Below are 24774 nucleotides of genomic sequence, written 5' to 3' on the forward strand. Positions count from 1 at the left end.
TTATGTGGGAACAAGCATTGCCGCTTAAAACGCAGCCGGTTCGCAAATTAAAAACGGCCAGCTGTAAACCCAAAGTACAGGATAAAGCGACGATTCCGGAATCATGGAATCTTAATGACGCGCAGCGCAGTTTTATTGAATTGATGCTAGATAACAACAATAAATAAACTATAACTATTCGTATTTATCTAAAATAATAAAATAATTATTCATTTCGACCTTTCTGTTGATCGGCAAACCGATCGGGGCACTGTACTTCGCCCGATAAAATTAACCAATTACAGCATTCGGTAGAATCTATTAATGTTTTTTAATAGATTCAAGGTTCAGTGACTTATTGGTCGGAAATCGACCTGAGAGGGTGCCTAATGAATATTACTTTTTTTCCGTTGTTTAGCGCTTCCGCCTATTCCTTATTAGTCTGGATGGCCGCTGCCTGGCTTTTAATGCAATAAGTTATTTCTCTCTCTGGTTCTCCGTCCAAACGCCCCGTCTGTTTACTGCGGGGCGTTTTGCTTTTCTTTTTCCCTCGTACGTTTCCATTTTCCGCCTTGCTGTTTCCTGTTTTTTCCTGTGAATGTGTCGATTCGTGTTGTTATAAAAACGTTAACCACAGTTTGTACTATGTTTAACACAGACCTTGTTAAGCATCGGGTTATTAAGCGCATTATAAAAAGGAGGAGCTATGTCGTTATCCCTGCGCGATAAAAGTCAGGACACGCTGGATGTAGATGGGCAACGCTACCATTTTTATAGTCTTCCACGTGCCGCTCAGCAGCTGGGCGATCTCTCCCGTTTACCCAAGTCACTGAAAGTGTTACTGGAAAACCTGCTACGCTGGCAGGATGAGAGTTCTGTTACCGCTGATGATATTCAGGCGCTTGCCGACTGGCAAAAAAGCGCCCATGCCGATCGTGAAATCGCTTATCGCCCTGCACGTGTACTGATGCAGGATTTTACCGGCGTCCCCGCTGTGGTTGATTTGGCGGCCATGCGCGAAGCGGTTAAGCGTCTGGGTGGCGATGTAGCGAAAGTAAATCCGCTTTCACCAGTTGATCTGGTTATCGACCACTCCGTGACCGTTGACCGCTTCGGGGATGATAATGCCTTTGAAGAAAATGTCCGGCTGGAAATGGAGCGCAACCACGAGCGCTACGTTTTTCTGCGCTGGGGGCAAAAGGCTTTCGATAAATTCCGCGTCGTGCCGCCCGGCACCGGCATTTGCCATCAGGTTAATCTGGAATATTTAGGCCAGGCTGTGTGGCATGAAGAGCAGGATGGCAAGCGTGTCGCTTATCCCGATACCTTAGTCGGCACCGATTCCCATACCACCATGATCAACGGCCTTGGCGTATTAGGGTGGGGCGTTGGCGGTATTGAGGCGGAAGCGGCGATGTTGGGTCAACCGGTATCGATGCTAATCCCGGACGTAGTGGGATTTAAGCTGACGGGAAAATTACGTGCAGGCATTACCGCCACTGACCTGGTGCTGACCGTAACGCAAATGCTGCGTAAACAGGGTGTTGTCGGCAAGTTTGTAGAGTTTTATGGCGACGGGCTGGATGATTTGCCGCTGGCGGATCGCGCCACCATCGCTAATATGGCACCCGAGTATGGCGCTACCTGTGGTTTTTTCCCTATCGATCATGTCACCATCGGCTATATGAAACTTACCGGCCGCAGCAGCGAACAGGCTGCTTTGGTAGAAGCCTATGCTAAGGCGCAGGGATTATGGCGCGAGCCGGGTGAAGAGCCGATTTTTACCAGCACCCTGGCCCTGGACATGAATGAAGTGGAAGCCAGCCTTGCTGGTCCAAAGCGTCCGCAGGATCGCGTTTCCCTGGGCGACGTGCCGCAGGCTTTCCAGCAAAGTAACGAGCTGGAAGTGAATCGTGCGCAAAAAGCCCACCATGGGGTCACTTACCGTGACGGTGAGCAGGAACATGAATTAACCGACGGCGCAGTGGCTATCGCTGCCATTACCTCCTGTACCAATACCTCCAACCCAAGCGTGCTGATGGCCGCCGGCCTGCTGGCGAAAAAAGCGGTCTCGCTTGGTTTGCAGCGTAAGCCCTGGGTGAAAGCTTCTTTGGCGCCCGGTTCCAAAGTGGTATCCGATTATCTGGCTACCGCGCGTTTGACCCCTTATCTCGATAAGCTCGGCTTTAATCTGGTGGGCTACGGCTGCGCTACCTGTATTGGTAACTCGGGACCGCTGCCGGAAAATATTGAAAGCGCAATCAAAGAGGGCGATCTGACGGTCGGTGCCGTGCTTTCGGGCAATCGTAACTTTGAAGGCCGTATTCATCCGCTGATCAAAACCAACTGGCTGGCTTCACCGCCGCTGGTTGTTGCCTACGCGCTGGCGGGTAATATGAATATCAACCTGCAGAGCGAGCCGCTGGGAGAGGATAAAACCGGCAAGCCGGTATATTTGCGTGATATCTGGCCAACGCCTGATGAAATCACCGCGGCGGTACAGCAGGTTTCCAGCGATATGTTCCTGAAAGAGTATTCAGAAGTTTTTGATGGCACGCCGGAATGGCAGCAGATCAAAGTCAGTGAGGCAGCCACTTACGACTGGGATGAAGGCTCAACCTACATCCGCCTGTCGCCTTTCTTTGATGATATGGAAAAAACGCCCAAGCCGGTGCAGGACATCAAAGGCGCGCGCATTCTGGCAATGCTGGGCGACTCGGTGACAACCGACCATATCTCTCCGGCAGGCAGCATCAAGGCGGAAAGCCCCGCGGGTCGCTATTTGCTTGAGCGAGGCGTGGAGCGCGGTGACTTTAACTCGTATGGCTCAAGGCGTGGTAACCATGAGGTTATGATGCGCGGTACATTCGCCAATATTCGTATTCGCAACGAAATGGTGCCGGGAGTGGAAGGCGGCATCACGCGTGTAGTGCCAAATGGCGAGCAGATGTCGATTTATGACGCTGCGATGGTTTATCAGCAGCAGGGCGTACCGCTGGCGGTGATTGCAGGTAAAGAGTATGGCTCTGGCTCCAGCCGCGACTGGGCAGCGAAAGGGCCGCGTCTGCTTGGCGTTCGGGTGGTTATCTGTGAATCCTTTGAACGTATTCACCGTTCCAACCTGATCGGTATGGGCATTTTACCGCTGGAGTTTCCGCAGGGCGTAACACGAAAAACGTTAAACCTGAGTGGCGAGGAGCTGATTGATATTGAAAATCTGCGTGACTTGCAGCCCGGCGGTACGGTGAAAGTGACTATTACGCGCCCGGACGGCAGCCGGGAAGAGCTGGGCACGCGCTGCCGTATCGATACCGGCAATGAACTAACCTATTACCAGAACGACGGCATATTGCATTATGTGATTCGTAATATGCTGAATTAACCAGACGCCGGGCATTCATCTACACACGCATGATGCGACGGAATGCCCGGCAGACTTATCAGGATTTGGGCAGCAGATGGCCCATTTTCTCTGCTTTAGTGTCCAGATAGTGCGCATTCTTGGGGTTACGCCCCACAATCAGCGGTACCCGCTCAACGATATTGATCCCGGCTTCGCTCAGAATCTCCACTTTGCGTGGATTGTTGGTTAATAACCGCACTTCATCAACGCCCAGTAGCTTAAACATATCGGCACACAGGGTAAAATCACGCTCATCGGCGGCAAATCCCAGCTGGTGATTCGCTTCAACGGTATCGTAGCCTTTATCCTGCAGCGCATAAGCGCGGATCTTATTCAACAGGCCAATATTACGGCCTTCCTGACGATGATAAAGCAGAACGCCACGGCCTTCTTCAGCAATGGCGTTCAGGGCAGCTTCCAGCTGGAAACCACAGTCGCAGCGCAGGCTGAACAGCGCATCGCCGGTCAGGCATTCAGAATGCACACGCGCCAGTACGGCTTCATTGTTATTAACATCACCAAATACCAGCGCGACGTGGTCGTGGCCAGTAGCCAATTCTTCGAATCCCACCATGAGGAAATCGCCCCAGGGCGTGGGCAGTTTAGCTTCTGCCACCCGTTTAAGCTGCATGTAACTCTCCAGAACCATATTAGGTTGCGCTATCATCAAGGTAGCGCCTGTTGGTCAGGCTGACCGAAAACATGGCGTCTATTTTGCCATAACCCGTCTGCGTACGGGTAATACGTCACGACGATTAATGTGATAACGCACGATTATCTAAGTATTCATGGTTATGTTGTTCATTTGTAAGCTATTATTAAAAGCTATTCGCTTGAATACTTATTAATGACAAGGAAGCAGCATGCTGGAAATAGCAAAACGCACCGCCTTTGGCGCTCTGTTACTGTCGATAATGCCGCTGTTGATGTGGCTTTCCCACTGGCAGTGGCAGCCAGGCGCCAGCGGATTGGGTTTACGTTTGCTGTTCTGGATGACGGAAACCGTGACGCGGCCATGGGGGATCCTCACCAGCGCAATCCTGTGCGCCTGGTTTTTATGGTGTCTGCGCTTTCGTTTAAAACCCGCGCTGTTTCTGCTGGTGATTATGATCGCCGCGATTCTCGCCGGGCAATATACCAAATCTTTTATCAAGGCGCGGGTGCAGGAGCCACGTCCCTATGTGGTATGGCTGGAAAAAACGCATGGCATTCCCGGCGATGAGTTTTATCAGCTGGATCGGCAGGCGCGCGGCCAGATAGTGACGCGTTTAGTGGCGAATGATAACCATATTCCACAGTGGCTGAAGCGTCACTGGGCATTTGAAACAGGCTTTGCCTTTCCGTCGGGGCATACCATGTTTGCTGCCAGCTGGGCACTGCTGGGCGTGGGGCTACTTTGGCCGCGCCGCCACCGAAAAACCGTGACAATCCTGATGATTTGGGCAGTTGCCGTTATGGGAAGTCGGGTGCTGTTGGGAATGCACTGGCCGCGCGATCTGCTGGTCGCTACCTGGATTAGCTGGCTGCTGGTGACGCTGGCTTGCTGGCTGGCGCAGCGCCTGTGTGGCCCGTTGACCATTCCGCCCGATGAGCATCAGGAGATTGCCCAGCGCGAACAGGATAAAGAATCATGATTGCAATGCGCCTTTTCGGCCCCATAACCTAAGTGAGAAAACAGATTTTTGCTGAGATAACGAGTAAAGCCACTATCTCAGCAAGCATCCTTATGACATTTTTGGCATAATCCTTTGGCTTACACCGAATTACAGGACGAAATGTGAAATATTTACTGATCTTTTTACTGGTTCTGGTGATATTCATCATCTCTGTGACGCTTGGCGCGCATAATGACCAGGTTGTCTCATTTAACTTTTTGATTGCGCAGGGCGAGTACCGTATCTCTACTTTACTGGCCTCGCTGTTCGGCGCAGGGTTTGTACTGGGCTGGGCAATCTGTGGTCTTTTCTGGCTGCGAGTGCGCGTGTCACTGGCTAATGCACAGCGTAAACTCAAGCGTCTGCAGCAGCAAACCGTTCAGACCGACAACGTGACTCCGTCACATCCGCCTGTCGTCAAGGAATAACTCCCGATGTTGGAACTGCTGTTTCTGTTACTGCCCGTGGCCGCTGCCTATGGCTGGTACATGGGGCGCAGAAGTGCGCAGCAGGATAAGCAGCAAGAGGCGAATCGTCTGTCACGCGATTATGTGACCGGCGTAAACTTTCTGCTGTCAAACCAGCAGGATAAAGCGGTCGATCTTTTCCTCGATATGCTGAAAGAGGACAGCGGCACGGTGGAAGCGCACCTGACGCTGGGCAATCTTTTCCGCTCGCGCGGTGAAGTGGATCGTGCGATACGCATCCATCAATCCCTGATGGAGAGTGCCTCCCTGAGCTACGAACAACGTCTGCTGGCGGTACAGCAGCTGGGCCGCGACTATATGGCGGCAGGGCTGTATGACCGGGCTGAAGAGATGTTCGAACAGCTCACTGACGAAACCGATTTTCGTCTCAGCGCGCTCCAGCAGCTGCTGGTTATCTATCAGGCCACCAGCGAATGGCAAAAAGCGATAGACGTTGCTGAAAGGCTGGTTAAGCTCGGTAAAAGTCATCATCAGATAGAAATTGCGCACTTCTACTGCGAGCTGGCTTTGCTGGCGATGGGCAGCGACGACCTTGACCGGGCGCTTAGCCTGCTGAAAAAAGGAGAGGCGGCCGACCGTCAGAGCGCGCGCGTTTCCATCATGATGGGACGTATTTTTATGGCGAAGGGTGATTACGCCCGAGCCGCGGGTCATCTGCAACGCGTGATTGAGCAGGATAAAGAGCTGGTCAGCGAAACGCTTGATATGCTGGAGAGTTGTTATCAACAGTTGGGGCAGCCGCACGTCTGGGCTGATTATCTGCGCCGCTGCGTGGAAGAAAACACCGGCGCGCTGGCCGAACTTCATCTGGCAGATATTCTGGAGCGCGAAGAGGGCGCGGATGTGGCGCAGGTTTATATCAACCGACAGCTACAGCGGCATCCTACCATGCGCGTTTTCCATCGCCTGATGGATTTCCATCTGCATGAGGCGGAAGATGGCCGAGCCAAAGAGAGCCTGATGGTGCTGCGTGATATGGTAGGCGAGCAGATCCGCACCAAGCCACGCTATCGCTGTCAAAAATGTGGCTTTACGGCGCACGCGCTCTACTGGCATTGTCCTTCTTGTCGTGCCTGGTCAACGGTTAAACCCATACGCGGGCTGGATGGCCAATAATCAAACCACCATTGCGGTAACCTGTTTTACAGCGGGTTATCGTGCTGTCATTAGTTACAACATACTTAAAACTCAATAGCAGCAGACTCCCTTTGCAGCGTGGATAATTTGCCTGGCAGGTCGATTCTGACCCTGTTTGCTGCAGCTTAAAGCTGTTTTCCGCCGCCAGTGGCAGGTAGAATGCTTGCCGTTTTCTCCTGCGCCGTGCGGTGCCCCATTGTTGAAGGAATAGACATGTCTCAACCTCAAAACCGTAATGACTCGCCTGTTCTGGTCGCGCTTGATTACGCTGACCGTAACCGTGCGCTGGCCTTCGTGGATGGTATCGATCCTGCCAGCTGCCGTTTAAAAGTGGGCAAAGAGATGTTCACGCTTTTCGGACCTCAGTTTGTCCGTGATTTGCATCAGCGTGGTTTTGAGGTTTTCCTCGATCTGAAATTCCATGATATTCCCAATACCGTTGCGCATGCGGTGGCCGCCGCTGCCGATCTGGGGGTGTGGATGGTTAACGTACACGCCAGCGGCGGGGCGCGTATGATGAAGGCCGCCCGTGAAGCATTGACCGCTTTTGGTAAGGATGCGCCTCTGCTGATTGCGGTAACGGTGCTGACCAGTATGGAAGCCGCCGATCTGCAGGATCTGGGCATCACGGCAACGCCGGCAGAATATGCCGCACGCCTGGCGCGTCTGACGCAACAGTGCGGGCTGGATGGCGTGGTCTGTTCGGCACATGAGGCCGCTGTCTTTAAGCAGCAGTTCGGCCAGGCGTTTAAACTGGTTACGCCAGGCATACGTCCTGCCGGCAGCGAGGCGGGCGATCAACGTCGTATTATGACGCCGCTTCAGGCACAGCAGGCGGGCGTTGACTATATGGTTATTGGACGCCCGATCACTCAGTCAGCCGATCCGGCAGCCACGCTACAGGCTATTCTGACTTCACTGCAGGAGGGAGCATGAGTAAAGATAATCCGCTGATTTATTCCACTGACAGCGGCCGCATTACTCAGCCGGAAATCAAAGCCCCACGCCCTAAAGGCGACGGTATTGTCCGTATTCAGCGCCAAACCAGCGGACGTAAAGGCAAAGGGGTGTGCATTATCACCGGACTGGATCTGGATGATGCCGGGCTTAATAAGCTGGCGGCTGAGCTAAAGAAAAAGTGCGGCTGCGGCGGAGCAGCGAAAGAGGGCTTTATTGAGATTCAGGGCGACAAACGCGATGAATTAAAAAGCCTGCTGGAAGCGAAAGGATTCAAGGTGAAACTGGCTGGCGGATGAAAAAAACAAGGCCGTTCAATGAACGGCCTTGTCGTATGGGTAGATGCGCTGCGTAGCCTTGAATTATAATTATATTAAAGTTTAGTCGATCTGGTGACCAATAATCCCGCCGACAGCTGCGCCGCCGATAGTACCCAGGCCACTGCCGTTAGTCAGAACCGAGCCGCCAATAGCGCCAGCGCCAGCACCGATTGCTGTGTTACGGTCGCGTTTAGACCAGTTGCTGCAGCCGGTTAAAGACAGGGCAACGACAACAGCCAGCACGGTAGCGGAAATGCGTTTTGCATTGTTAGTCATAATTACTTCTCCTTAATTGTTGCTCACAGAGGAACCCTTTTAAGTATAGTCGGGTTGCTCCGCGTCTCAGGTTCGCTGACCGTTTATTTTAGATCGGAACACATCCCTGTTTTGCCGTTGTTGCGGCAGAATCTGGTTGATTTCCGATCGTCTGTCTACGTCAGGAACAGCAATTGTACTTATTAAAAATAAGGGCGCTAATAATCACCCAGGGTTCAATTGCCTTGATTAATTATAGGCACTACCAAAAGTTACAACAGGTTAAAAACTCCTAATTCACTACACAAAACCAGCTTATCAGCCAGATCGCGCTATCTAATCAGCCAGCGCTTCCATACCTTTACCGCGCCAGCCCAATAACAATAGTGCATTTACAAAAGGGTGGATGGAAAGATTATGCTGGAAGAACTCAAAGAGCAGGTACTTGAAGCCAATCTGGCGCTGCCTGAACACAATCTGGTGACCTTTACCTGGGGCAACGTCAGTGCTATCGATCGCGAGCGCGGTTTGCTGGTTATCAAACCCTCCGGCGTGAGTTACGACGCCATGAAGCGCGACGATATGGTGGTTGTGGCGCTGAAAACCGGAGAAGTTGTCGAAGGCGATAAGCGTCCCTCATCCGATACCGATACACATCGGGCACTCTACCTGGCCTGGCCAGATGTTGGCGGCATCGTGCATACGCACTCGCGTCACGCCACCATCTGGGCGCAGGCTGGACGCGATATCCCTGCCTGGGGCACCACGCACGCCGACGACTTTTATGGCCCGATTCCCTGTACGCGTATGATGACCGATGAAGAAATTGCGCACCGCTACGAATGGGAAACTGGACAGGTGATTATCGAAACGCTGCGTGAGCGGGATATCGCCCCACTGGCCGTTCCTGCTGCGCTGGTACATTCCCACGGGCCTTTCGCCTGGGGCAAAAGTGCCAAAGATGCGGTTCACAGTGCGGTGGTGCTGGAGGAAGTGGCCTACATGGCATTGTTCAGTCAACAACTTACCCCAGACTTACCGGCAATGCAGCAGGCTTTGCTGGATAAACACTGGCTGCGCAAGCATGGCGCCAATGCCTATTACGGGCAAAAAGGTTGATGCCTCACGCAAATGCAAAATAAGCTTTCTATAAAATTGAAACGTAGTTTCAAAAATATCGAGAGGATCACTTTTTCCGCTGAATAATCACGGTATGTTGCTATCCATTGCCCCGATGGGCGTTGCAGGATGGTTCTGACATCTTGCTCAACAAGGGTGGAACGCAACATGCATATCAAAAGAGCTATCGATAAAATACCGGGCGGGATGATGCTGGTGCCCCTGTTCTTAGGGGCGCTTTGCCATACATTTGCGCCTGATTCAGGTAAGTACTTTGGATCGTTTACTAATGGATTGATGAGCGGAACCGTGCCGATTCTGGCCGTCTGGTTCTTCTGTATGGGCGCATCAATAAAATTAAGCGCTACCGGCACCGTGCTGCGTAAGTCGGGCACGCTGGTGGTAACAAAAATTGCTGTGGCCTGGGTTGTGGCGGCTATCGCCTCCCGCCTGATACCAGAAAATGGATTTGAAGTGGGAATGCTGGCCGGATTGTCAACGCTGGCACTGGTAGCAGCAATGGATATGACCAACGGCGGTCTCTACGCTTCTTTAATGCAGCAGTATGGTACTAAAGAAGAGGCGGGCGCCTTCGTACTGATGTCACTGGAATCGGGCCCGTTAATGACGATGGTGATTTTAGGCACCGCCGGGATCGCCTCGTTTGAGCCACATGTTTTTGTCGGTGCGGTGCTGCCATTCCTGGTTGGTTTTACCTTAGGGAACCTGGATCCTGAGCTGCGTGAATTTTTCGGCAAGGCGGTACAGACGCTGATTCCTTTCTTTGCCTTTGCACTGGGCAACACCATCAATCTGGCGGTTATCGCGCAGACCGGCCTGCTGGGCATCATGCTGGGCGTCGCGGTTATTATCGTTACCGGTATCCCATTGATTATTGCCGATCGTCTGATCGGCGGCGGAGACGGTACGGCCGGGGTGGCTGCCTCCAGTTCGGCAGGCGCGGCAGTAGCCACGCCGGTATTGATTGCTGAGATGGTGCCGCAGTTTAAACCGGTAGCGCCCGCAGCGACGGCGCTGGTCGCCACCTCGGTTATTGTGACCTCTCTGTTAGTGCCAATCATTACTGCAATTTATTCAAAACAGATAAAACGGCATCGCGCAGCCGCAGGCCAGCGCGCAGCAGTTAAGTAATTTATTGGCTAAAAATCAACCCCGCCACGGCGGGGTTTTTTTGTATTTTATCTTAAAAATCAGTCGCTCATTCAGTGTTGTCTCACTCTGCATTAGGCTGGTGTTGCGTTTAACGCATCAACTATACCGAGGATGAGACTATGTCATTACTAAACCAACCTACCTGCCGACTGTTTACTGAATCTGGACAGACCACTCAGCTGGATGCCTGGTATGAAGAAGAGCGGCGCACGATGTGGATGATGCTACGTGCGGAACCGCGGCCTTCCTTTAATCATGCGCTTATTGAAGAGATCATGAATCTCCGTTATGCCGCTCAGCGCTCTGGTTTACCCATTGATTTTTGGGTAACAGGGTCGCTGGTTCCGGCGATGTTTAACGCTGGCGGCGACCTGCAGTTTTTTGTGGAGTGCATAAAAAATAACAGACGCGAGGCGCTGCGTGCTTATGCGCGCGCCTGTGTGGATTGCATTCATGCCGCAGCGCAGGGATTCGATGTCGGTGCGGTGACTATCGCCATGGTTGAAGGCAGCGCTCTGGGCGGCGGTTTCGAGGCGGCGTTAGCCCATCACTTTTTGCTGGCGCAAAATAATGCGCGTATGGGCTTCCCGGAAATTGCTTTTAACCTGTTTCCCGGCATGGGCGGCTATTCACTGGTGGCGCGCCGCGCCGGTATGAAACTGGCTGAGGAGCTGATTTGTGAAGGCGAGAGTCATACTGCCGAGTGGTTTGAAACGCGCGGTCTGGTTGATCGCCTGTTTCAGCAGGGGGAGGGCTATCGAGCTACGCGTACCTTTATCGATACGCTGCGGCCCAAACTCAACGGCGTCAAAGCGATGCTCAAAGCGCGTCAGCGCGTGCTTCAGCTCTCACGCGGCGAGCTGATGGATATCACAGAGGATTGGGTGGATTATGCCTTTACCATTGAGGAAAAAGATCTGGCTTATATGGAGCGCCTGGTTCAGCTGCAAAACCGCCTCAGTTCGCAGCTGCGTAAAGTAAGCTAACAGGATTCAGGGCTTGGCAGGACGCTGAGCAAGCCAATGCTCCAGTTTATCTGCGGGCATTGGCTTCGCATAATAGTAGCCCTGACGTTCTTCCACTTCGTTATTCAACAGAAACTCTTCTTCCTGCTGATTTTCAATGCCTTCTGCGATTACTCGCAGATTCAGCGCCTTAGCCACGGCAACGATCGCCCGCACCAGTGATTGGGCAATGGGCTGTTTATGAACATCACGAACGAAGCTTTGATCCAGTTTAATGGCATCGATTGGCACGCGCGCCAGCTGAGACAGTGATGAATAACCGGTGCCGAAATCGTCCAGATGCACCTCTGCGCCCAGCTCGCGGAACTTATGCATCAGGGCCAGCGTCTGCTGTTCATTTTCAATCAGACAGCTTTCCGTCAGCTCAATATCGATCGGGCTGGAGTTCATGCCGTTAAGCTGCAGAGCCTGTTTCAGGTCGTTGTAAATGCTCTGGTCGATCAGCTGACGCGCGGAGACGTTGACCGCTACGCGCAGATAAATCCCCTGACGACGCCAGGTCACAATTTGCTGTAGCACCGTCAGCATCACCCAACGGCCAAGTGGCACAATCAGGCCAGACTCCTCGGCATAAGAAATAAACTCATTGGGCGGGATCAGGCCGCGCTCTGGTGAAAGCCAGCGCACCAGCGCTTCGGCGCTCATTACCGCATTACCTGCGCTGATTTTGGGCTGATAGTGAACAATCAGCTGCTGCTGCTCCAGCGCCTTACGCAGATTGGTATCCAGCCAGACATATTCAAAGACGCGCTGATTCATCTCAGCGGAAAAAACGCATGCCTGCCCGCGTCCGCTCTCTTTGGCGTGATACATCGCCGTATCGGCATTGCGTATCAGGCTTTCGCGATCTTCACCATGCTGCGGCGAAAGCGCGATGCCCAGCGAACAGCTGGTATACACTTCGATCAGGCCGATGCGGAAAGGCTGACGCAGGCGCGTAAGAATGCGTAACGCCATCGCTTCCAGCGCGGTCTGGGAGCTGTTTTCCGCCAGCACAATAAACTCATCGCCGCCGAGACGCCCCAGCGTTTGCTGTGGCTCCAGGCAGGTGAGCACCGCCAGCGCTACCGCCTGTAGCAGCTGATCGCCAAACATATGGCCGTAGGCGTCATTAACCTTTTTAAAATTATCCAGGTCCAGATAAACCACGCCAATCTGCTGCTGTTCGCGTTTTTCCAGCACTTCGCTGATGCGTTGATGGATGGCGTTACGATTAGGCAGGCCGGTAACGGTATCGGTGTTCGCCAGGATACGCAAACGCTCCTGCGCCCGACGTTCTTCGGTGATATCGGTGCCGGAACAGATCAGGAATATTTCGTTTTTACCGCTGCCGCTGTGAACAAATTTATTGCGAAACAGAAACAGGCGCTGGCCCTTACGTGTTTTCACCCAGCGCTCTACTTCATAAGAGCTGCCGTCGCGGAAAAAGCCAGTAATATTGCGGCGAGAGGCCACCGCCTCCTGGCGAGTCATAAACAACTGAAAGACATTACGGCCAATGACTTCCTGCTCTTTCAGGCCGGTGTATTCTTCACTGAGGCGGTTAAAGCGCTGAATATTGCCGTTTTGATCAAGGATGACAATTACCGAGTTGGCTTCTGAGACTACCTGCTCGGCAAAAGAAAGCCCCTGGGTCAAATCACGCGCCACGGAGGAGGTATCGCCCCATGCCGATGCGGTGCCAGCCCATTCTCCCTGATTGACTTTGCGTCCGACAAAATGCATCGGCAATTCTTCGCCACGCAAATTTACTACCATGTTTACGCTGGTTGTCACTACCGTCATGGCGCGCAGCAGCTGCGCCTGAGACGCCGTAAGCGGAACAGCCAGGCTCGTTTCCGCCAGTTCTTCCCGGGAAAGTTTTAGGGCATCACTGTCGGAGGTAAGCTGCCAGTAAGGGCTGCGGGTGCCAAACAACGTATAGAGTAATGTTTGACCCTGATCTTCAAGCATACAAACCATCCTGTTAAGCAGATCGCGTGACTATCATAAGTTTAGTAATACTTTATGACTGAATACATAAGCATTATGCATGCCAAAAGCGACTTTTTTCCGTAAAAATTAACATCTTCCGCGAATGATCGTTAAACAGGCGCCCGGGTACGGGCGCCTGAACGTTTGCTTTGTATGTTGATACTATCAGTCAACGGGAAGCCGTAATAGCTGCTGACAGTTTAACAAGGACATTTTCCCATTTTTCCACCTTTTGCCGGGAAACGCGCCTCCAGGCAATACCGATGAAATTCTTTTTCCGTCATCGGCACGGCGGCAGGATGCCGCTGTCGCATATGGCGCAAATAATTCTGATAATCCTGCACGCCAACCATCAGACGAAAACTTTGCGACAGCCGCAGCCAGAACAGCCGCCAACCCTGAGGCGGCGGTGTATCTGAGGAAGCCAGCGGACGGCAGCGTTGAATTTTCGCCATTTGACGTCGCGCGTGGGCAGCGCGAAGCAACTCAGACATGACGAACCTCCTTACGCAGCATCGGCTCAGTTTCATGCGTGGTAGGACGCTCGCTTTTCAACGCGCGGCGGATCACGAAAAAGGCGGAAATCAGCATGGTTACCGCGACCAGCATAAAGAAAGCGCACAGGGCGGCGTTGATCTGATTGCTGAGCACAATGGTTTGCATATCCGCAACGCTTTTTGCCGGGGCGATAACGGTGCCGTTATCAATAGCCGTACTGAATTTTTTCGCCTGTGCAAGAAAGCCGATAGCAGGTTTTTCATGAAAAATTTTCTGCCAGCCCGCCGTCATTGAGGTGATAAATAACCAGATGGTCGGCAAAATTGTTACCCAGGCATAGCGCTGCTTTTTCATTTTAAACAGCACCACGGTGCCGAGGATCAGCGCCATTGAGGCCAGCATCTGGTTGCCGATGCCAAACAGCGGCCACAGGGTGTTGATACCGCCTAACGGATCCACCACACCCTGATACACAAAAAAGCCCCAGCCCGCGACCGCGACCGTGGTGCCCGCCATATTGCCCAGCCAGGAGCGGTTATTGGCTAAGCCCGGGATCAGCGTACCCGCCAGGTCCTGTACCATAAAGCGACAGGCGCGCGTCCCGGCATCTACCGCAGTAAGGATAAACAGCGCTTCGAACAGAATGGCAAAGTGATACCAGAACGCCATCATGGCGCGACTGTTAAAGACGTCGGTAATAATATGTGCCATGCCGACAGCAAAGGTTGGCGCGCCGCCAGCCCGCGACAGCACCGAAGTCTCGCCTACGTCACGGGCGATGGCGGTCAGCATTTCTGGCGTTACCACAAACCCCCAACCGTTAATGACCTGCGAGGCACTCTCTACCGTGGTACCGATCAGCGCCGCCGGAGAGTTCATCGCGAAATAGACACCCGGATCAATCACCGAGGCGCAGATCAGCGCCATGATCGCCACGAATGATTCCATCAGCATCGCGCCGTAGCCGATAAAGCGGATATGACTTTCACGCTCGACCAGCTTCGGCGTAGTACCGCTGGAGACCAGCGCATGGAAGCCGGAAATTGCGCCACAGGCGATAGTAATAAACAGGAAAGGAAACAACGCGCCGGAGAACACCGGGCCGCTGCCGTCAATAAAGCGCGAAATAGCCGGCATTTTCATTTCAGGCATGGCGAATAAAATTCCCACGGCCAGGCCGACAATAACGCCAATTTTCAGGAAGGTTGAGAGATAGTCACGCGGAGCCAGCAGCAGCCACACCGGCAGCACCGAGGCGATAAAACCATAGCCCACCAGCACCCAGGTTAGCGTGGTGCCTTTCAGGGTAAAGAAGGGGCCCCAGTAAGGATGTTGCGCAATATCGCCCCCGTAAATAATCGCTGCCATCATCAGTACAAAACCGATAAGCGACACTTCGGCGATTTTGCCAGGGCGCAGAAAGCGCATCCAGATCCCCATCAGCAGGGCGATAGGAATGGTCGCGGCGATGGTAAACAGGCCCCACGGGCTGTCAGCCAGCGCTTTTACCACCACCAGCGCCAGCGCCGACAGGATAATAATCATCACGCCCAGCGCGCCGAGCATGGTAATCACGCCGGCAAACGCACCCAGTTCCTGACGTGCCATCTCACCCAGCGAACGACCATCGCGTCGCGTAGAGATAAATAGCACCAGGAAATCCTGCACCGCGCCCGCCAGCATCACGCCCACCAGGATCCAGATGGTGCCGGGCAGGAAACCCATTTGCGCCGCCAGGATCGGGCCAACCAACGGGCCAGCGCCGGCGATAGCAGCAAAGTGGTGACCGAACAGCACCCATTTATTGGTGGGCACATAGTCGAGACCGTCGTTGTAGCGTTCGGCGGGCGTGATGCGGCTATCGTTAAGTTCAAAGATATTCCTGGCGATAAACAGGCTGTAAAAGCGATAGGCAATGCTGTAGCAGGCGACGGCTGCCACCACCAGCCAGACGGCGTTAACCGGCTCGCCACGGTTAATCGCCAGCATGGCGAAGGCAAATGCGCCAATCAACGCCACGGCTAACCAGATCAAACCGGTTTTGACGTTTCTCATGACTAACTCCTTGCTGAATCCAGAGGGAAGGAAAATGGGTAAGCAAGGTAAAAATAATTTAAAGTTTTGTTAGAGAAAGGAAAATTTAAGAGAAGTGTGAGGCGGCAGGCGTTTTAGTTGTGAAAGACAATCGGACAGATTATTAATATCAGAGGCAGTTAATAAAACGGGGCGGCGTGATACCGCCCCGTTAATGGCACTATCAGGCAGCAGGACGCGCCACGATATTACGTGTTTCCATGCGAACTTCAGCAATGGTGACTTCAATCACATCGGTAACGCGATAGATCACTTCGCCTTTGATCTGTACCGTGCCGTTTTCCTGGCTGCACACCAGTTCATCACGCACCGCATGGATAAAAGGTGCCGGGATAAAGGCCACTGCACCGTTATCCAGCAGGCGTACGCGCATACCGCCACGAGAAACATCAATGATTTCTGCGCTGAAGCGGGTATCGGTACCGGCCGCTTTGTTCAGGAAGCGGGCATACAGCCAGTCGCCCACGTCGCGTTCCGCCATACGGTTCAAACGACGACGCTCGCCCATTTTCAGCGTCACGTCATCATTCGGGCGTGACGCGCTTTCACCACGCACGATCGCTTTCAGCAGACGATGGTTAACCATATCGCCATACTTACGAATCGGGGAGGTCCAGGTGGCATACGCTTCCAGGCCAAGACCAAAGTGTGGGCCTGGCTCGGTGCTGATTTCAGCAAAGGACTGGAAACGACGGATACGACTATCAAGGAACTGAGTCGGCTGCGCATCCAGCTCGCGCCGCAGCTGAATAAATCCTTCCAGCGTCGCCATTGCAGCGGCATCAGCGGTCACGCCGTGATTAGCCAGTACGGCAGCGGCCTGCTCGGCATTCGTGACATCAAAGCCCAGATGCACGTTATAGATGCCGAAGCCAAGCTTATCGCGCAGCACCATGGCCGCACAGATATTGGCGGCGATCATCGCCTCTTCAACAATGCGGTTAGCGATACGGCGCGGCTCGGCAATAATGTCCAGCACTTCGCCTTTCTCGCCCAGCAGGAAGCGGTAATCCGGGCGATCTTTAAACACCAGCGCATGTTGCTGACGCCATTCTACACGGGAGAGGCAAACACGATGCAGTAAACGAATCTGCTGAGCGATCGCTTCGTTGCCTGGCTGCCATTCGCCTTTGTTTTCCAGCCAGTCAGAGACCTCGTCATACACCAGCTTGGCTTTAGATTCGACCCAGGCGGCAAAGAATACGATGTCAGAGAGCGAGCCGTCCTGACCAACGGTAACGCGGCAGGCCAGCGCCGGACGACGCTCATTCGGGCGCAGCGAGCAGACATTATCAGAGAGCTCGCGCGGTAGCATCGGGATATTGAAGCCCGGCAGATAATTAGTAAAAGCACGCTCGGCGGCGATAGCATCCAGCTTGCTGCCAGCAGGCACATAAGCAGTGGGATCGGCGATGGCGATGGTCAGGCGCAGCGCATTATCCGCCAGCTCTTCAACATACAACGCATCATCCATATCTTCGGTGCTGGCGCTGTCAATCGTCACGAAATTCAGCGCAGTTAAATCTTCACGCTCCAGCTTTTCATCCAGCATGTCGCTGAACGTTTCTGCCGGGGCTTCACGCTCAAGATTATGGCGTGACAGTGTCACCCACCACGGCGCCAGATGGTCGTCGCCGGTGGTAATAAATTCAGTGAGTTCAGCATAAAAGCCACGGTCGCCTTTCAGCGGATGGCGGCGCATTTCCGCCACGGCCCAGTCACCGGCCTGAAAGTCATGTTGCAGGCTGCGTACTGGACGGCAGGGAATGGCATCTTTAATCAGAGGATGATCGGGAACAATAGAAAGGCGGTCATCTTTTTTCTGCACCCGGCCAACAAAGCGCGTCAGGAACGGCTCAACCAGCGTTTCCGGTTCGGCAATTTCACGATCTTTATCGGTTTGTACCGCAGCGATGACGCGGTCGCCGGCCATCACTTTTTTCATCTGCGGCGGCGGAATAAAGTAGCTTTTCTGCGCGTCTACTTCTAAGAAACCGAAACCTTTCTCGGTGCCTTTTACCACCCCTTCCACACGCGGTGTCTGGGCGTGGAGCTTCTCTTTAAGCTGCGCAAGCAGCGGATTATCCTGGAACATAGTTGAATTCAGTTTCGTGGCCTAAGAGCGGCAGACAGTTTTACGCGATTCGCTGGCGCCCGGCAAGGTGTAATAAACGTAAAAAGCCGGAAGGATCCGGCTTTTTACACAGGCTTACAGGCTATCAGGCAATACGCTGCGTGACCACGTCGGCTGACAAAGAAATTTTTACCGGCACCGATTTTGACGTCGGCGTGCCGCTGCCGTCACCAAAACTGGAGAGGGGCACCAGCGGGTTGGTTTCCGGATAATAGGCAGCAAGGTTTCCACGTGGAATATTGTAAGGCACCAGCTTAAAGCCGTTGACCCGACGGGTAATACCGTCGTTCCACAGCGTTTCAATATCCACGTTTTGCCCGGCTTCATAACCCAGTTCGCGCATATCTTCCGGGTTAATGAACAGCACTTCACGCTGACCATAAACGCCACGATAACGGTCATCAAGACCATAAATGGTGGTGTTGTACTGATCGTGTGAGCGCAGCGATTGCAGCGTAAACGGCACTTTCACATCGCCCAGCTGTGGGAACAGCGAGGTGGGCAGGGCTGCCGCGCTAAAGTGCGCTTTACCGCCAGGCGTATTAAAGCGCAGCTCGGCTGCGGCGTTGCCTAAATAGAAGCCGCCAGGCTGCTCGCACTTCTGATTAAAGTCGGCAAAACCGGGAATAGTGGCAGCAATATGATCGCGGATTTTATTGTAATCTGCCGCCAGCGCCAGCCAGTCAACCCTGGCGTTGCCAAGCACTGCATTTGCAATGCCCGCGACGATAGCGGTTTCTGAACGCTGCGTCTCAGCCAGCGGTTTGCCCACGCCTTCAGACGCGTGCACCATACTGAATGAATCTTCCACGGTAATAAACTGTGAGCCGGTGGCCTGCATATCTTGTTCAGTACGACCCAGCGTTGGCAGAATCAGGCTCTCCTGACCCGGCACCAGATGGCTACGGTTCAGTTTGGTACTGATATGTACCGTCAGACCGCAGCGCTGCATCGCTTCTTCCGTGCGCGGGCTATCCGGTGCGGCAGCGGCAAGGTTGCCGCCCAGCGCGATCAGCACTTTGATCTCATCGCGCAGCATCGCTTCCAGCGCCTGTACTGTGTTATGACCAGGCTCGCGCGGCGGCTCAAAGCCAAAATGCTGCGCCATTGCATCCAGGAAGGCCTGAGTTGGTTTCTCATCAATGCCCATGGTGCGGTTGCCCTGCACATTGCTGTGACCGCGCACCGGACAGAGACCAGCACCTTTTTTGCCCAGCTGGCCAAACAGCAGCTGCAGGTTAACGATTTCACGTACCGTATCCACAGAGTGCTTATGTTGGGTGATGCCCATCGCCCAGGTACAGATAACGCGGTCGGCGCTCTGGTAAATCGCTGCTGCTTCACGCAGCTGCTGCTCGCTCAGGCCAGACTGTTGTTCAATCTTTTCCCAACTGGTGGCATCTACCGCTGCCAGGTAATCTTCCACGCCCTGCGTAGCCGCATTGATAAAGGCTTCGTCAAACAGGCCTTTTTCACCTGCGGCGATACGGGCACGGTGAGTTTCCGCCAGCGCTTTAACCATACCGCGTACCGCAGCCATATCACCGCCAAGATTTGGCTGATAATAGGTGGAGCTGATGGTGCCCGCTTTTGATGTCACCACTTCCAGCGGCTTTTGCGGATCGGCAAAGCGCTCAAGACCGCGCTCGCGCAGGGTATTAAAGGTTACGATTTTGGCACCGCGATCGGCGGCATGGCGCAGGCTGTGCAGCATACGCGGATGGTTGGTGCCCGGGTTCTGGCCAAAGACAAAAATGGCGTCCGCATGATCGAAATCATCCAGGCGAATTGTGCCTTTACCCACGCCGATGCTACGCTTCAGGCCGCTGCCGCTCGCTTCATGACACATATTGGAGCAATCAGGGAAGTTATTGGTGCCCACCATGCGGCCAAACAGCTGATAAAGCCAGGAGGCTTCATTGCTGGCGCGGCCTGAGGTGTAAAGCTCCATCTGATTGGGATTGTCCATGGCGTGAATATGCTGAGCAATCAGCGAGAACGCATTTTCCCAACTGATCGGTTCATAGCGATCTGTCAGGCGGTTATAGCGCAGCGGCTCGGTCAGACGCCCCTGATACTCCAGAAAATAGTCGCTCTGCTGGTAAAGCGTGCTGACGCTGTGCGTGGCAAAAAATTCAGCGTCGACAAAGCGGCGCGTAGCTTCCCACGTCACCGCTTTCGCGCCGTTCTCACAGAAACTAAAGGTGCTTTTGTTATCGTCGCCCCAGGCACAGCCCGGGCAGTCAAAACCTTTGGCTTTGTTCATGCGCATCAGGTTGCGCATGTTTTTCAGTGCTTGTTTGCTGTCAATAACGAAACGGGTGGTGGCTTCAAGTGAGCCCCAGCCGCCCGCCGCGGCCTGATATGGCTTAATTTGTGATTTGAATTTCATGATTCATGCAGGCTTATTGTGTTTATGAATTGTTAAGCATTTATTGCTTCTTTTGCCGGGAAGTCTGCTGCGGGTTAAATATTTTGTCTAATTGATTGACTTAATGGTGTGATAGTTTTCATTTATCGTGCCGGGCAGAAATGTGAGTTTGCTCAAAATTTATCCGCCACCTGCCGCCGCCGGTGCGGTGCTTATCGCCTGACTGACTAATACTGAAACTTTCTGACCTGCAACAGAGGCGGTTTATGAAAGATTTTACCAGTAAGGTTCATGCGTTCGGCAAAGCATTGATGATGCCTATTTCAGTAATAGCCGCAGCCGGTATTTTTCTTGGCGTTGCGGCGGCAATGCAAAACCCCGCGATCACCGGCGATGCTTTCGCCAATATGCACACGCCTCAGCTTATTATCGGTTTTATTCGCAAAGTCGCGGGCGCGCTGTTTGCCAACCTGCCGATATTTTTCGCCGTCGCCAGCGCCATTGGCCTGGCAAAAGCAGAAAAGCCCACGGCGGCCTTCGCATCGGTGATTGGATTCATCGCTATGCATGTGGGGATCAGCGCCACGCTGGCGGCCAGAGGGCTGACGGCACAAACCACCACGCCGGAAGCACTGCAGCAGGCCGGAATGGATCAAACCACAGCCATGATGACCTCAGCGGAATATATCGAAATGCTGGGCATATTTACCTTTAACATGAGCGTGCTGGGCGGCGTAATTGCCGGTCTGCTGACGGTTATGCTACATAATCGTTTTTATACCCAGCAGCTGCCGACGGCGATCAGCTTTTTTGGCGGACGACGCTTTGTTCCGATTGTAACCGTAGTGGTATTGCCGCTGGTGGGCGTGCTGTTGGCGATGATTTGGCCTGGCATTGGCGCAGGCATCGCCTGGGTGGGTGAATTTATTGGCAAGAGCGGTCAGTATGGCGCGTTTCTGCTGGGCACCTGTGAACGGCTGCTGATCCCAACCGGCCTGCATCATATCCTCAACGAAACCGTGCGCTTTACGCCGATTGGCGGTATCGCTACCGTAGATAATCAGACCATTGTTGGCGCACTGAACATTTTCAACACTTCGCTAACTCATCCGGGCACCATTCCTGACGAGACCGTGCGTGAGGCAACGCAGTTCCTGGCGCAGGGCAAGATCCCGGTAATGATGTTTGGCCTGCCGGCGGCGGCGCTGGCGATATACCATACCGCACGCCCGGAGCATAAACAGCGCGTTAAAGCGCTGGTGCTGGCCGGGGCATTGACCTCCTTTACCACCGGCATTACCGAACCGCTGGAGTTCTGTTTTATCTTTGTTTCGCCGGTGCTCTATATCATGCATGCGCTGTTAACCGGCCTCTCGTTTATGTTGATGTCGATGCTGCATCTGATGATTGGCAACGTGCAGGGCGGGGCTATCGATCTGGTGGTATTTGGCATTCTCGGTGGTGGAAAAACCCATTGGTGGTGGGCGCTGGTACTGGGAGCAATTTATGCGCCGCTTTATTACTATGGTTTCAAATTTGTCATCAAACGCATGAATGTGGAAACCCCTGGGCGTGAATCAGAAGAGCAGGAAGCACCGGCACAGGTCGTTAGCGCCAACGAGCGGACCAAAACGATCATCAGCGGGCTGGGCGGCGAAGGGAATATTGAAGAGGTTGACTGCTGTTTTACCCGTCTGCGCGTGCGGGTGAAAGATATGAAAGAGGTGGTCGATCAAACCCTGATGACCACCGGTGCCAACGGCGTCAATCGGGTCAGCGATCATGACGTACAGGTGATTTACGGCCCGCAGGTAGAAAAAATTGCTAACGAAGTGAAAACCGCATTAGGCGTAGCCTGAAACAGCGATTTCAGGACACTGTCAGGCATAACCTGTACTTTAGGGGAGTAGAATCATAAGGTAATTTTATAAATAATGGCAGCGTCTACTCGAGAACGGTTCGCCCGGTTTTTTTAAAACCAACCAAATACTGCTTGCAGCTCTAAATATGCGTCCGTAAGCGGGTAGGCAGCCATAGCAATACTGTCACACCAGGGAAACACCCCACTGCAAGCCTTAAGCGCTTCAGTAATTATATAAATAAAATTAATCGTAAGCGAAAGGCTGCCTGTGGGCGGCCTTTTATTTTTGTCGCGTCACGGTCAGCAGAAGGCAAGTCCGGCACAGCAAGGCAGTGAGCCATATCCTCGCCTATACTCAGTTAACGTATCCGCGTGAATGTTAATGGAGGAACCAATGTCAGAACGCCCCGATCATAACAAGCCTTACCCGGACGAGCACGAACATCATGGCTTACCTGAAGATGCTCCTCATGCGCCTAATCCCTATGAAGAAGACGATCTTGGCGCTAACGGCGCGCCGGACGAGCAGGGTGAGCTCCCGCGTAAACGCGATGACAGTACCGATGATAAAGAAGACCCTTACGATACCGACGGCAAACATTAACGCTGTCTGAGTAACGCATCCTAACCCTGGCACCCTGCGTGTCAGGGTTTTCTTTTTTGTCCCGCCCAGCCATTTTCCCCTGCTGACAGGTTTTTTAATAGCTTAAACCGTTAGTCACGCCACAGAAAAGCGATTCACTCTGTATTTTTATTTTTATCTGCCGATAACTCATTAGAGCAAACGCATAAGCGTTAACGTTGCCGGGTGTAGCCGTGCCCTCGTGACGCCTGATAAATATCGCATTGTGAGCTTACGCCAGCCACAATAATAACCAGAGGTAAAAATGGATAACTTCCAGAAAGATATTGATGAGAGAGCGAATCTCGCCTTATCTAATAAGTTTGAACTGTTATTATTTCGGCTGGGGTCTTCTCTGGAAGGCGAAAAAGCTGAGCTGTTTGGCATTAACGTATTTAAGCTGCGTGAAATTGTCCCGATGCCTACCATTACCAAAGCGGCAGGCATGCAATCTCCTCTGCTGGGCATGGCCAACATCCGCGAGCAAATCATTCCCGTCATCGATCTGGCGGCCGTTGCTGGCTGTAAACCGGCGACCGGACTTAATCTGCTGCTGGTAACGGAATATGCCCGCAGTACGCAGGCTTTTGCCGTCGAGTCGGTTGATAATATCGTGCGTCTCGACTGGAGCCAGGTGCATACCGCTGAATCTGGCGTGAGCAGCCGCAATATCACCAGTATCGCCTGTCTGGATAATGATGATCAGACTACCAGCCTCGCCATGGTGCTGGACGTTGAACAGATCCTTTATGACATCGTGCCTTCAGTACGCGACGCCGCGCCGAAAGAAATCACACAGCGTACCTTCAAATTCAAGCCGGGCGCGGTAGTTATCGTGGCGGAAGATTCAAAAGTAGCGCGTACCATGCTGGAACACGGGCTGCAAACCATGGGCATCCCGGCGATTATGCACAACACCGGTCTGGAAGCCTGGGAGAAAATCAAGGCGATTGCGCGTGAAGCGCAGGCGGCAGGGCAGCATATCAGCGAGCGCATCGCGATGGTGCTGACCGATCTGGAGATGCCGGAGATGGATGGTTTTACTTTGACGCGTAATATCAAACGCGACGAGACCCTGAAAAAAATTCCGGTAGTGATTCACTCTTCACTTTCTGGCAGCGCCAATGAAGAACATGTGCGTAAAGTCGGAGCCGATGGCTATGTGGCTAAATTTGAAATCAACGAGCTTTCCGAGGCGATTCAGGCGGCGCTGGAAAAAGTAGCTGGCTAAGATAACCTGGCTGTCGTGTCGTTCACTCTACCCGGCAGCCCTTATCCCTCCCGGAGTTTTGCACTAAAGGTCAATATAACAGCCCGTTAAGATAAAATTGAATCGCCACGGATAATCCAGACACTTCCGAGCCGTTGATAATATTCGTTTTCATATTCTGTCGGCGACATCTTATCGCTCGAACCATGCCGACGCTTACTGTTATAAAACATTTCGATGTAATCAAAAACATCGCTGCAAGCTTCTTCCCGCGTTCCGTAGATCTTTTTCTTTATCCGTTCGCGTTTCAGTCGCTGGAAAAAGCTTTCTGCAACCGCGTTATCGTGACAGTTACCGCGACGACTCATACTGCCCTTCAGACCGTGTGATTTCAGAAACGACTGCCACTCATGGCTTGTATACTGACTGCCCTGGTCCGAGTGAACCAGCACCTGTCTTTGGGGATTACGCCGCCATACAGCCATGCATGCTTCTGACT

20 protein-coding genes and 1 pseudogene are annotated in these 24774 nt (G+C 53.1%); 13 read left to right on the plus strand and 8 right to left on the minus strand.

Translation table 11 applies throughout. The annotated features are described in order from the left end of the window. The first annotated feature begins 2 nt into the window (after positions 1-2). Positions 3-167 (plus strand): hypothetical protein, encoded by a 165-nt coding sequence (locus ACQE32_RS04530; protein ID WP_250650048.1) that lies wholly within the window; start codon positions 3-5, stop codon positions 165-167. Between the two features lie 518 nt (positions 168-685). Further along, complete coding sequence (gene acnA / locus ACQE32_RS04535) at positions 686-3361, plus strand: aconitate hydratase AcnA (protein ID WP_427021398.1); 2676 nt, start codon at positions 686-688, stop codon at positions 3359-3361. 58 nt (positions 3362-3419) lie between these two features. Here the strand turns inward: acnA and ribA are convergent, their stop codons facing one another. Beyond that, positions 3420-4013: a GTP cyclohydrolase II gene (ribA, locus tag ACQE32_RS04540; RefSeq protein ID WP_426972441.1), complete on the minus strand. Its 594-nt coding sequence runs from the start codon at positions 4011-4013 to the stop codon at positions 3420-3422. A gap of 232 nt (positions 4014-4245) precedes the next feature. Between ribA and pgpB the strand changes: the two genes are divergently transcribed. The 5 genes from pgpB (at position 4246) to yciH (ending at position 7918) form a co-directional block, all read left to right on the plus strand. Further along, complete coding sequence (pgpB, locus tag ACQE32_RS04545; protein ID WP_426972442.1) at positions 4246-5016, plus strand: phosphatidylglycerophosphatase B; 771 nt, start codon at positions 4246-4248, stop codon at positions 5014-5016. Between the two features lie 143 nt (positions 5017-5159). After that, the gene (locus ACQE32_RS04550) at positions 5160-5465 is read left to right on the plus strand and encodes a LapA family protein (protein ID WP_085071610.1); all 306 of its coding nucleotides are present in this window, start codon (positions 5160-5162) and stop codon (positions 5463-5465) included. A gap of 6 nt (positions 5466-5471) precedes the next feature. Then, positions 5472-6641, plus strand: coding sequence for a lipopolysaccharide assembly protein LapB (lapB, locus tag ACQE32_RS04555; RefSeq protein ID WP_426972444.1), 1170 nt, complete (start codon positions 5472-5474; stop codon positions 6639-6641). 234 nt (positions 6642-6875) lie between these two features. Next, positions 6876-7598 carry an orotidine-5'-phosphate decarboxylase gene (gene pyrF / locus ACQE32_RS04560; RefSeq protein WP_426972446.1) on the plus strand — a complete coding sequence of 241 codons (723 nt, stop codon included), beginning with the start codon at positions 6876-6878 and terminating at the stop codon, positions 7596-7598. Continuing rightward, on the plus strand, positions 7595-7918 hold the full coding sequence (gene yciH / locus ACQE32_RS04565) for a stress response translation initiation inhibitor YciH (protein WP_427021399.1): 324 nt from the start codon (positions 7595-7597) through the stop codon (positions 7916-7918). Before pyrF ends, yciH begins: the two co-directional genes overlap by 4 nt. Positions 7919-7999: 81 nt before the next feature. Here the strand turns inward: yciH and osmB are convergent, their stop codons facing one another. Further along, a complete protein-coding gene (gene osmB, locus ACQE32_RS04570) occupies positions 8000-8215 on the minus strand; it encodes an osmotically-inducible lipoprotein OsmB (protein ID WP_103058444.1) in 216 nt (71 codons plus the stop codon). A gap of 396 nt (positions 8216-8611) precedes the next feature. Here osmB and araD point away from each other — a divergent pair, with 396 nt between their 5' ends. The 3 genes from araD to ACQE32_RS04585 all read left to right on the plus strand — a co-directional run bounded on the left by araD (position 8612) and on the right by ACQE32_RS04585 (position 11472). After that, positions 8612-9313, plus strand: a complete 702-nt coding sequence (gene araD / locus ACQE32_RS04575) for an L-ribulose-5-phosphate 4-epimerase (RefSeq protein ID WP_426972448.1) — start codon at positions 8612-8614, stop codon at positions 9311-9313. Positions 9314-9481: 168 nt separating this feature from the next. Continuing rightward, on the plus strand, positions 9482-10465 hold the full coding sequence (gene kdgT / locus ACQE32_RS04580) for a 2-keto-3-deoxygluconate transporter (protein WP_426972450.1): 984 nt from the start codon (positions 9482-9484) through the stop codon (positions 10463-10465). A 140-nt stretch (positions 10466-10605) separates the two neighbouring features. Continuing rightward, complete coding sequence (locus ACQE32_RS04585; RefSeq protein ID WP_426981750.1) at positions 10606-11472, plus strand: crotonase/enoyl-CoA hydratase family protein; 867 nt, start codon at positions 10606-10608, stop codon at positions 11470-11472. A gap of 6 nt (positions 11473-11478) precedes the next feature. Here ACQE32_RS04585 and pdeR read toward each other — a convergent pair whose 3' ends face one another. The 5 genes from pdeR to ACQE32_RS04610 all read right to left on the minus strand — a co-directional run bounded on the left by pdeR (position 11479) and on the right by ACQE32_RS04610 (position 20603). Continuing rightward, positions 11479-13464, minus strand: a complete 1986-nt coding sequence (gene pdeR, locus ACQE32_RS04590) for a cyclic di-GMP phosphodiesterase (protein ID WP_427021400.1) — start codon at positions 13462-13464, stop codon at positions 11479-11481. Between the two features lie 221 nt (positions 13465-13685). Continuing rightward, on the minus strand, positions 13686-13979 hold the full coding sequence (locus tag ACQE32_RS04595) for a YbdD/YjiX family protein (RefSeq protein WP_427021401.1): 294 nt from the start codon (positions 13977-13979) through the stop codon (positions 13686-13688). Next, positions 13972-16038: a carbon starvation CstA family protein gene (locus tag ACQE32_RS04600; RefSeq protein ID WP_426972455.1), complete on the minus strand. Its 2067-nt coding sequence runs from the start codon at positions 16036-16038 to the stop codon at positions 13972-13974. Before ACQE32_RS04600 ends, ACQE32_RS04595 begins: the two co-directional genes overlap by 8 nt. Positions 16039-16240: 202 nt before the next feature. Continuing rightward, complete coding sequence (locus tag ACQE32_RS04605) at positions 16241-18172, minus strand: exoribonuclease II (RefSeq protein ID WP_426972457.1); 1932 nt, start codon at positions 18170-18172, stop codon at positions 16241-16243. A gap of 124 nt (positions 18173-18296) precedes the next feature. Beyond that, a complete protein-coding gene (locus tag ACQE32_RS04610) occupies positions 18297-20603 on the minus strand; it encodes an FdhF/YdeP family oxidoreductase (protein ID WP_250650037.1) in 2307 nt (768 codons plus the stop codon). 245 nt (positions 20604-20848) lie between these two features. On the opposite strand from ACQE32_RS04610, the gene ACQE32_RS04615 reads away from it, so the two are divergent. From ACQE32_RS04615 to ACQE32_RS04625, 3 genes are all read left to right on the plus strand, one after another. Continuing rightward, positions 20849-22441, plus strand: coding sequence for a PTS transporter subunit EIIC (locus ACQE32_RS04615; protein WP_426981746.1), 1593 nt, complete (start codon positions 20849-20851; stop codon positions 22439-22441). Positions 22442-22837: 396 nt separating this feature from the next. Then, positions 22838-23047, plus strand: coding sequence for a hypothetical protein (locus tag ACQE32_RS04620; RefSeq protein ID WP_426972461.1), 210 nt, complete (start codon positions 22838-22840; stop codon positions 23045-23047). Positions 23048-23330: 283 nt separating this feature from the next. Beyond that, complete coding sequence (locus ACQE32_RS04625) at positions 23331-24296, plus strand: chemotaxis protein (protein ID WP_426972462.1); 966 nt, start codon at positions 23331-23333, stop codon at positions 24294-24296. Positions 24297-24382: 86 nt separating this feature from the next. Here the strand turns inward: ACQE32_RS04625 and ACQE32_RS04630 are convergent. After that, positions 24383-24760: pseudogene (locus ACQE32_RS04630) on the minus strand (IS3 family transposase); the annotation flags it as partial. Positions 24761-24774: the final 14 nt, after the last annotated feature.

The organism is Pantoea sp. FN0302 (assembly GCF_050113775.1).
In the GTDB taxonomy this organism is placed as follows: Bacteria; Pseudomonadota; Gammaproteobacteria; order Enterobacterales; family Enterobacteriaceae; genus Mixta; species Mixta alhagi.

What these genes read in the sequence shown, in the direction of transcription:
- pyrF (WP_426972446.1), top strand. Translation starts at nt 6,876, where the DNA reads ATGTCTCAACCTCAAAACCGTAATGACTCGCCTGTTCTGGTCGCGCTT.
- ACQE32_RS04585 (WP_426981750.1), top strand. Translation starts at nt 10,606, where the DNA reads ATGTCATTACTAAACCAACCTACCTGCCGACTGTTTACTGAATCTGGA.
- ACQE32_RS04610 (WP_250650037.1), bottom strand. Translation starts at nt 20,603, where the DNA reads ATGAAATTCAAATCACAAATTAAGCCATATCAGGCCGCGGCGGGCGGC.
- ribA (WP_426972441.1), bottom strand. Translation starts at nt 4,013, where the DNA reads ATGCAGCTTAAACGGGTGGCAGAAGCTAAACTGCCCACGCCCTGGGGC.
- ACQE32_RS04595 (WP_427021401.1), bottom strand. Translation starts at nt 13,979, where the DNA reads ATGTCTGAGTTGCTTCGCGCTGCCCACGCGCGACGTCAAATGGCGAAA.
- ACQE32_RS04620 (WP_426972461.1), top strand. Translation starts at nt 22,838, where the DNA reads ATGTCAGAACGCCCCGATCATAACAAGCCTTACCCGGACGAGCACGAA.
- araD (WP_426972448.1), top strand. Translation starts at nt 8,612, where the DNA reads ATGCTGGAAGAACTCAAAGAGCAGGTACTTGAAGCCAATCTGGCGCTG.
- pgpB (WP_426972442.1), top strand. Translation starts at nt 4,246, where the DNA reads ATGCTGGAAATAGCAAAACGCACCGCCTTTGGCGCTCTGTTACTGTCG.
- ACQE32_RS04530 (WP_250650048.1), top strand. Translation starts at nt 3, where the DNA reads ATGTGGGAACAAGCATTGCCGCTTAAAACGCAGCCGGTTCGCAAATTA.
- kdgT (WP_426972450.1), top strand. Translation starts at nt 9,482, where the DNA reads ATGCATATCAAAAGAGCTATCGATAAAATACCGGGCGGGATGATGCTG.
- lapB (WP_426972444.1), top strand. Translation starts at nt 5,472, where the DNA reads ATGTTGGAACTGCTGTTTCTGTTACTGCCCGTGGCCGCTGCCTATGGC.
- acnA (WP_427021398.1), top strand. Translation starts at nt 686, where the DNA reads ATGTCGTTATCCCTGCGCGATAAAAGTCAGGACACGCTGGATGTAGAT.
- yciH (WP_427021399.1), top strand. Translation starts at nt 7,595, where the DNA reads ATGAGTAAAGATAATCCGCTGATTTATTCCACTGACAGCGGCCGCATT.
- ACQE32_RS04615 (WP_426981746.1), top strand. Translation starts at nt 20,849, where the DNA reads ATGAAAGATTTTACCAGTAAGGTTCATGCGTTCGGCAAAGCATTGATG.
- pdeR (WP_427021400.1), bottom strand. Translation starts at nt 13,464, where the DNA reads ATGCTTGAAGATCAGGGTCAAACATTACTCTATACGTTGTTTGGCACC.
- ACQE32_RS04625 (WP_426972462.1), top strand. Translation starts at nt 23,331, where the DNA reads ATGGATAACTTCCAGAAAGATATTGATGAGAGAGCGAATCTCGCCTTA.
- ACQE32_RS04600 (WP_426972455.1), bottom strand. Translation starts at nt 16,038, where the DNA reads ATGAGAAACGTCAAAACCGGTTTGATCTGGTTAGCCGTGGCGTTGATT.
- osmB (WP_103058444.1), bottom strand. Translation starts at nt 8,215, where the DNA reads ATGACTAACAATGCAAAACGCATTTCCGCTACCGTGCTGGCTGTTGTC.
- ACQE32_RS04605 (WP_426972457.1), bottom strand. Translation starts at nt 18,172, where the DNA reads ATGTTCCAGGATAATCCGCTGCTTGCGCAGCTTAAAGAGAAGCTCCAC.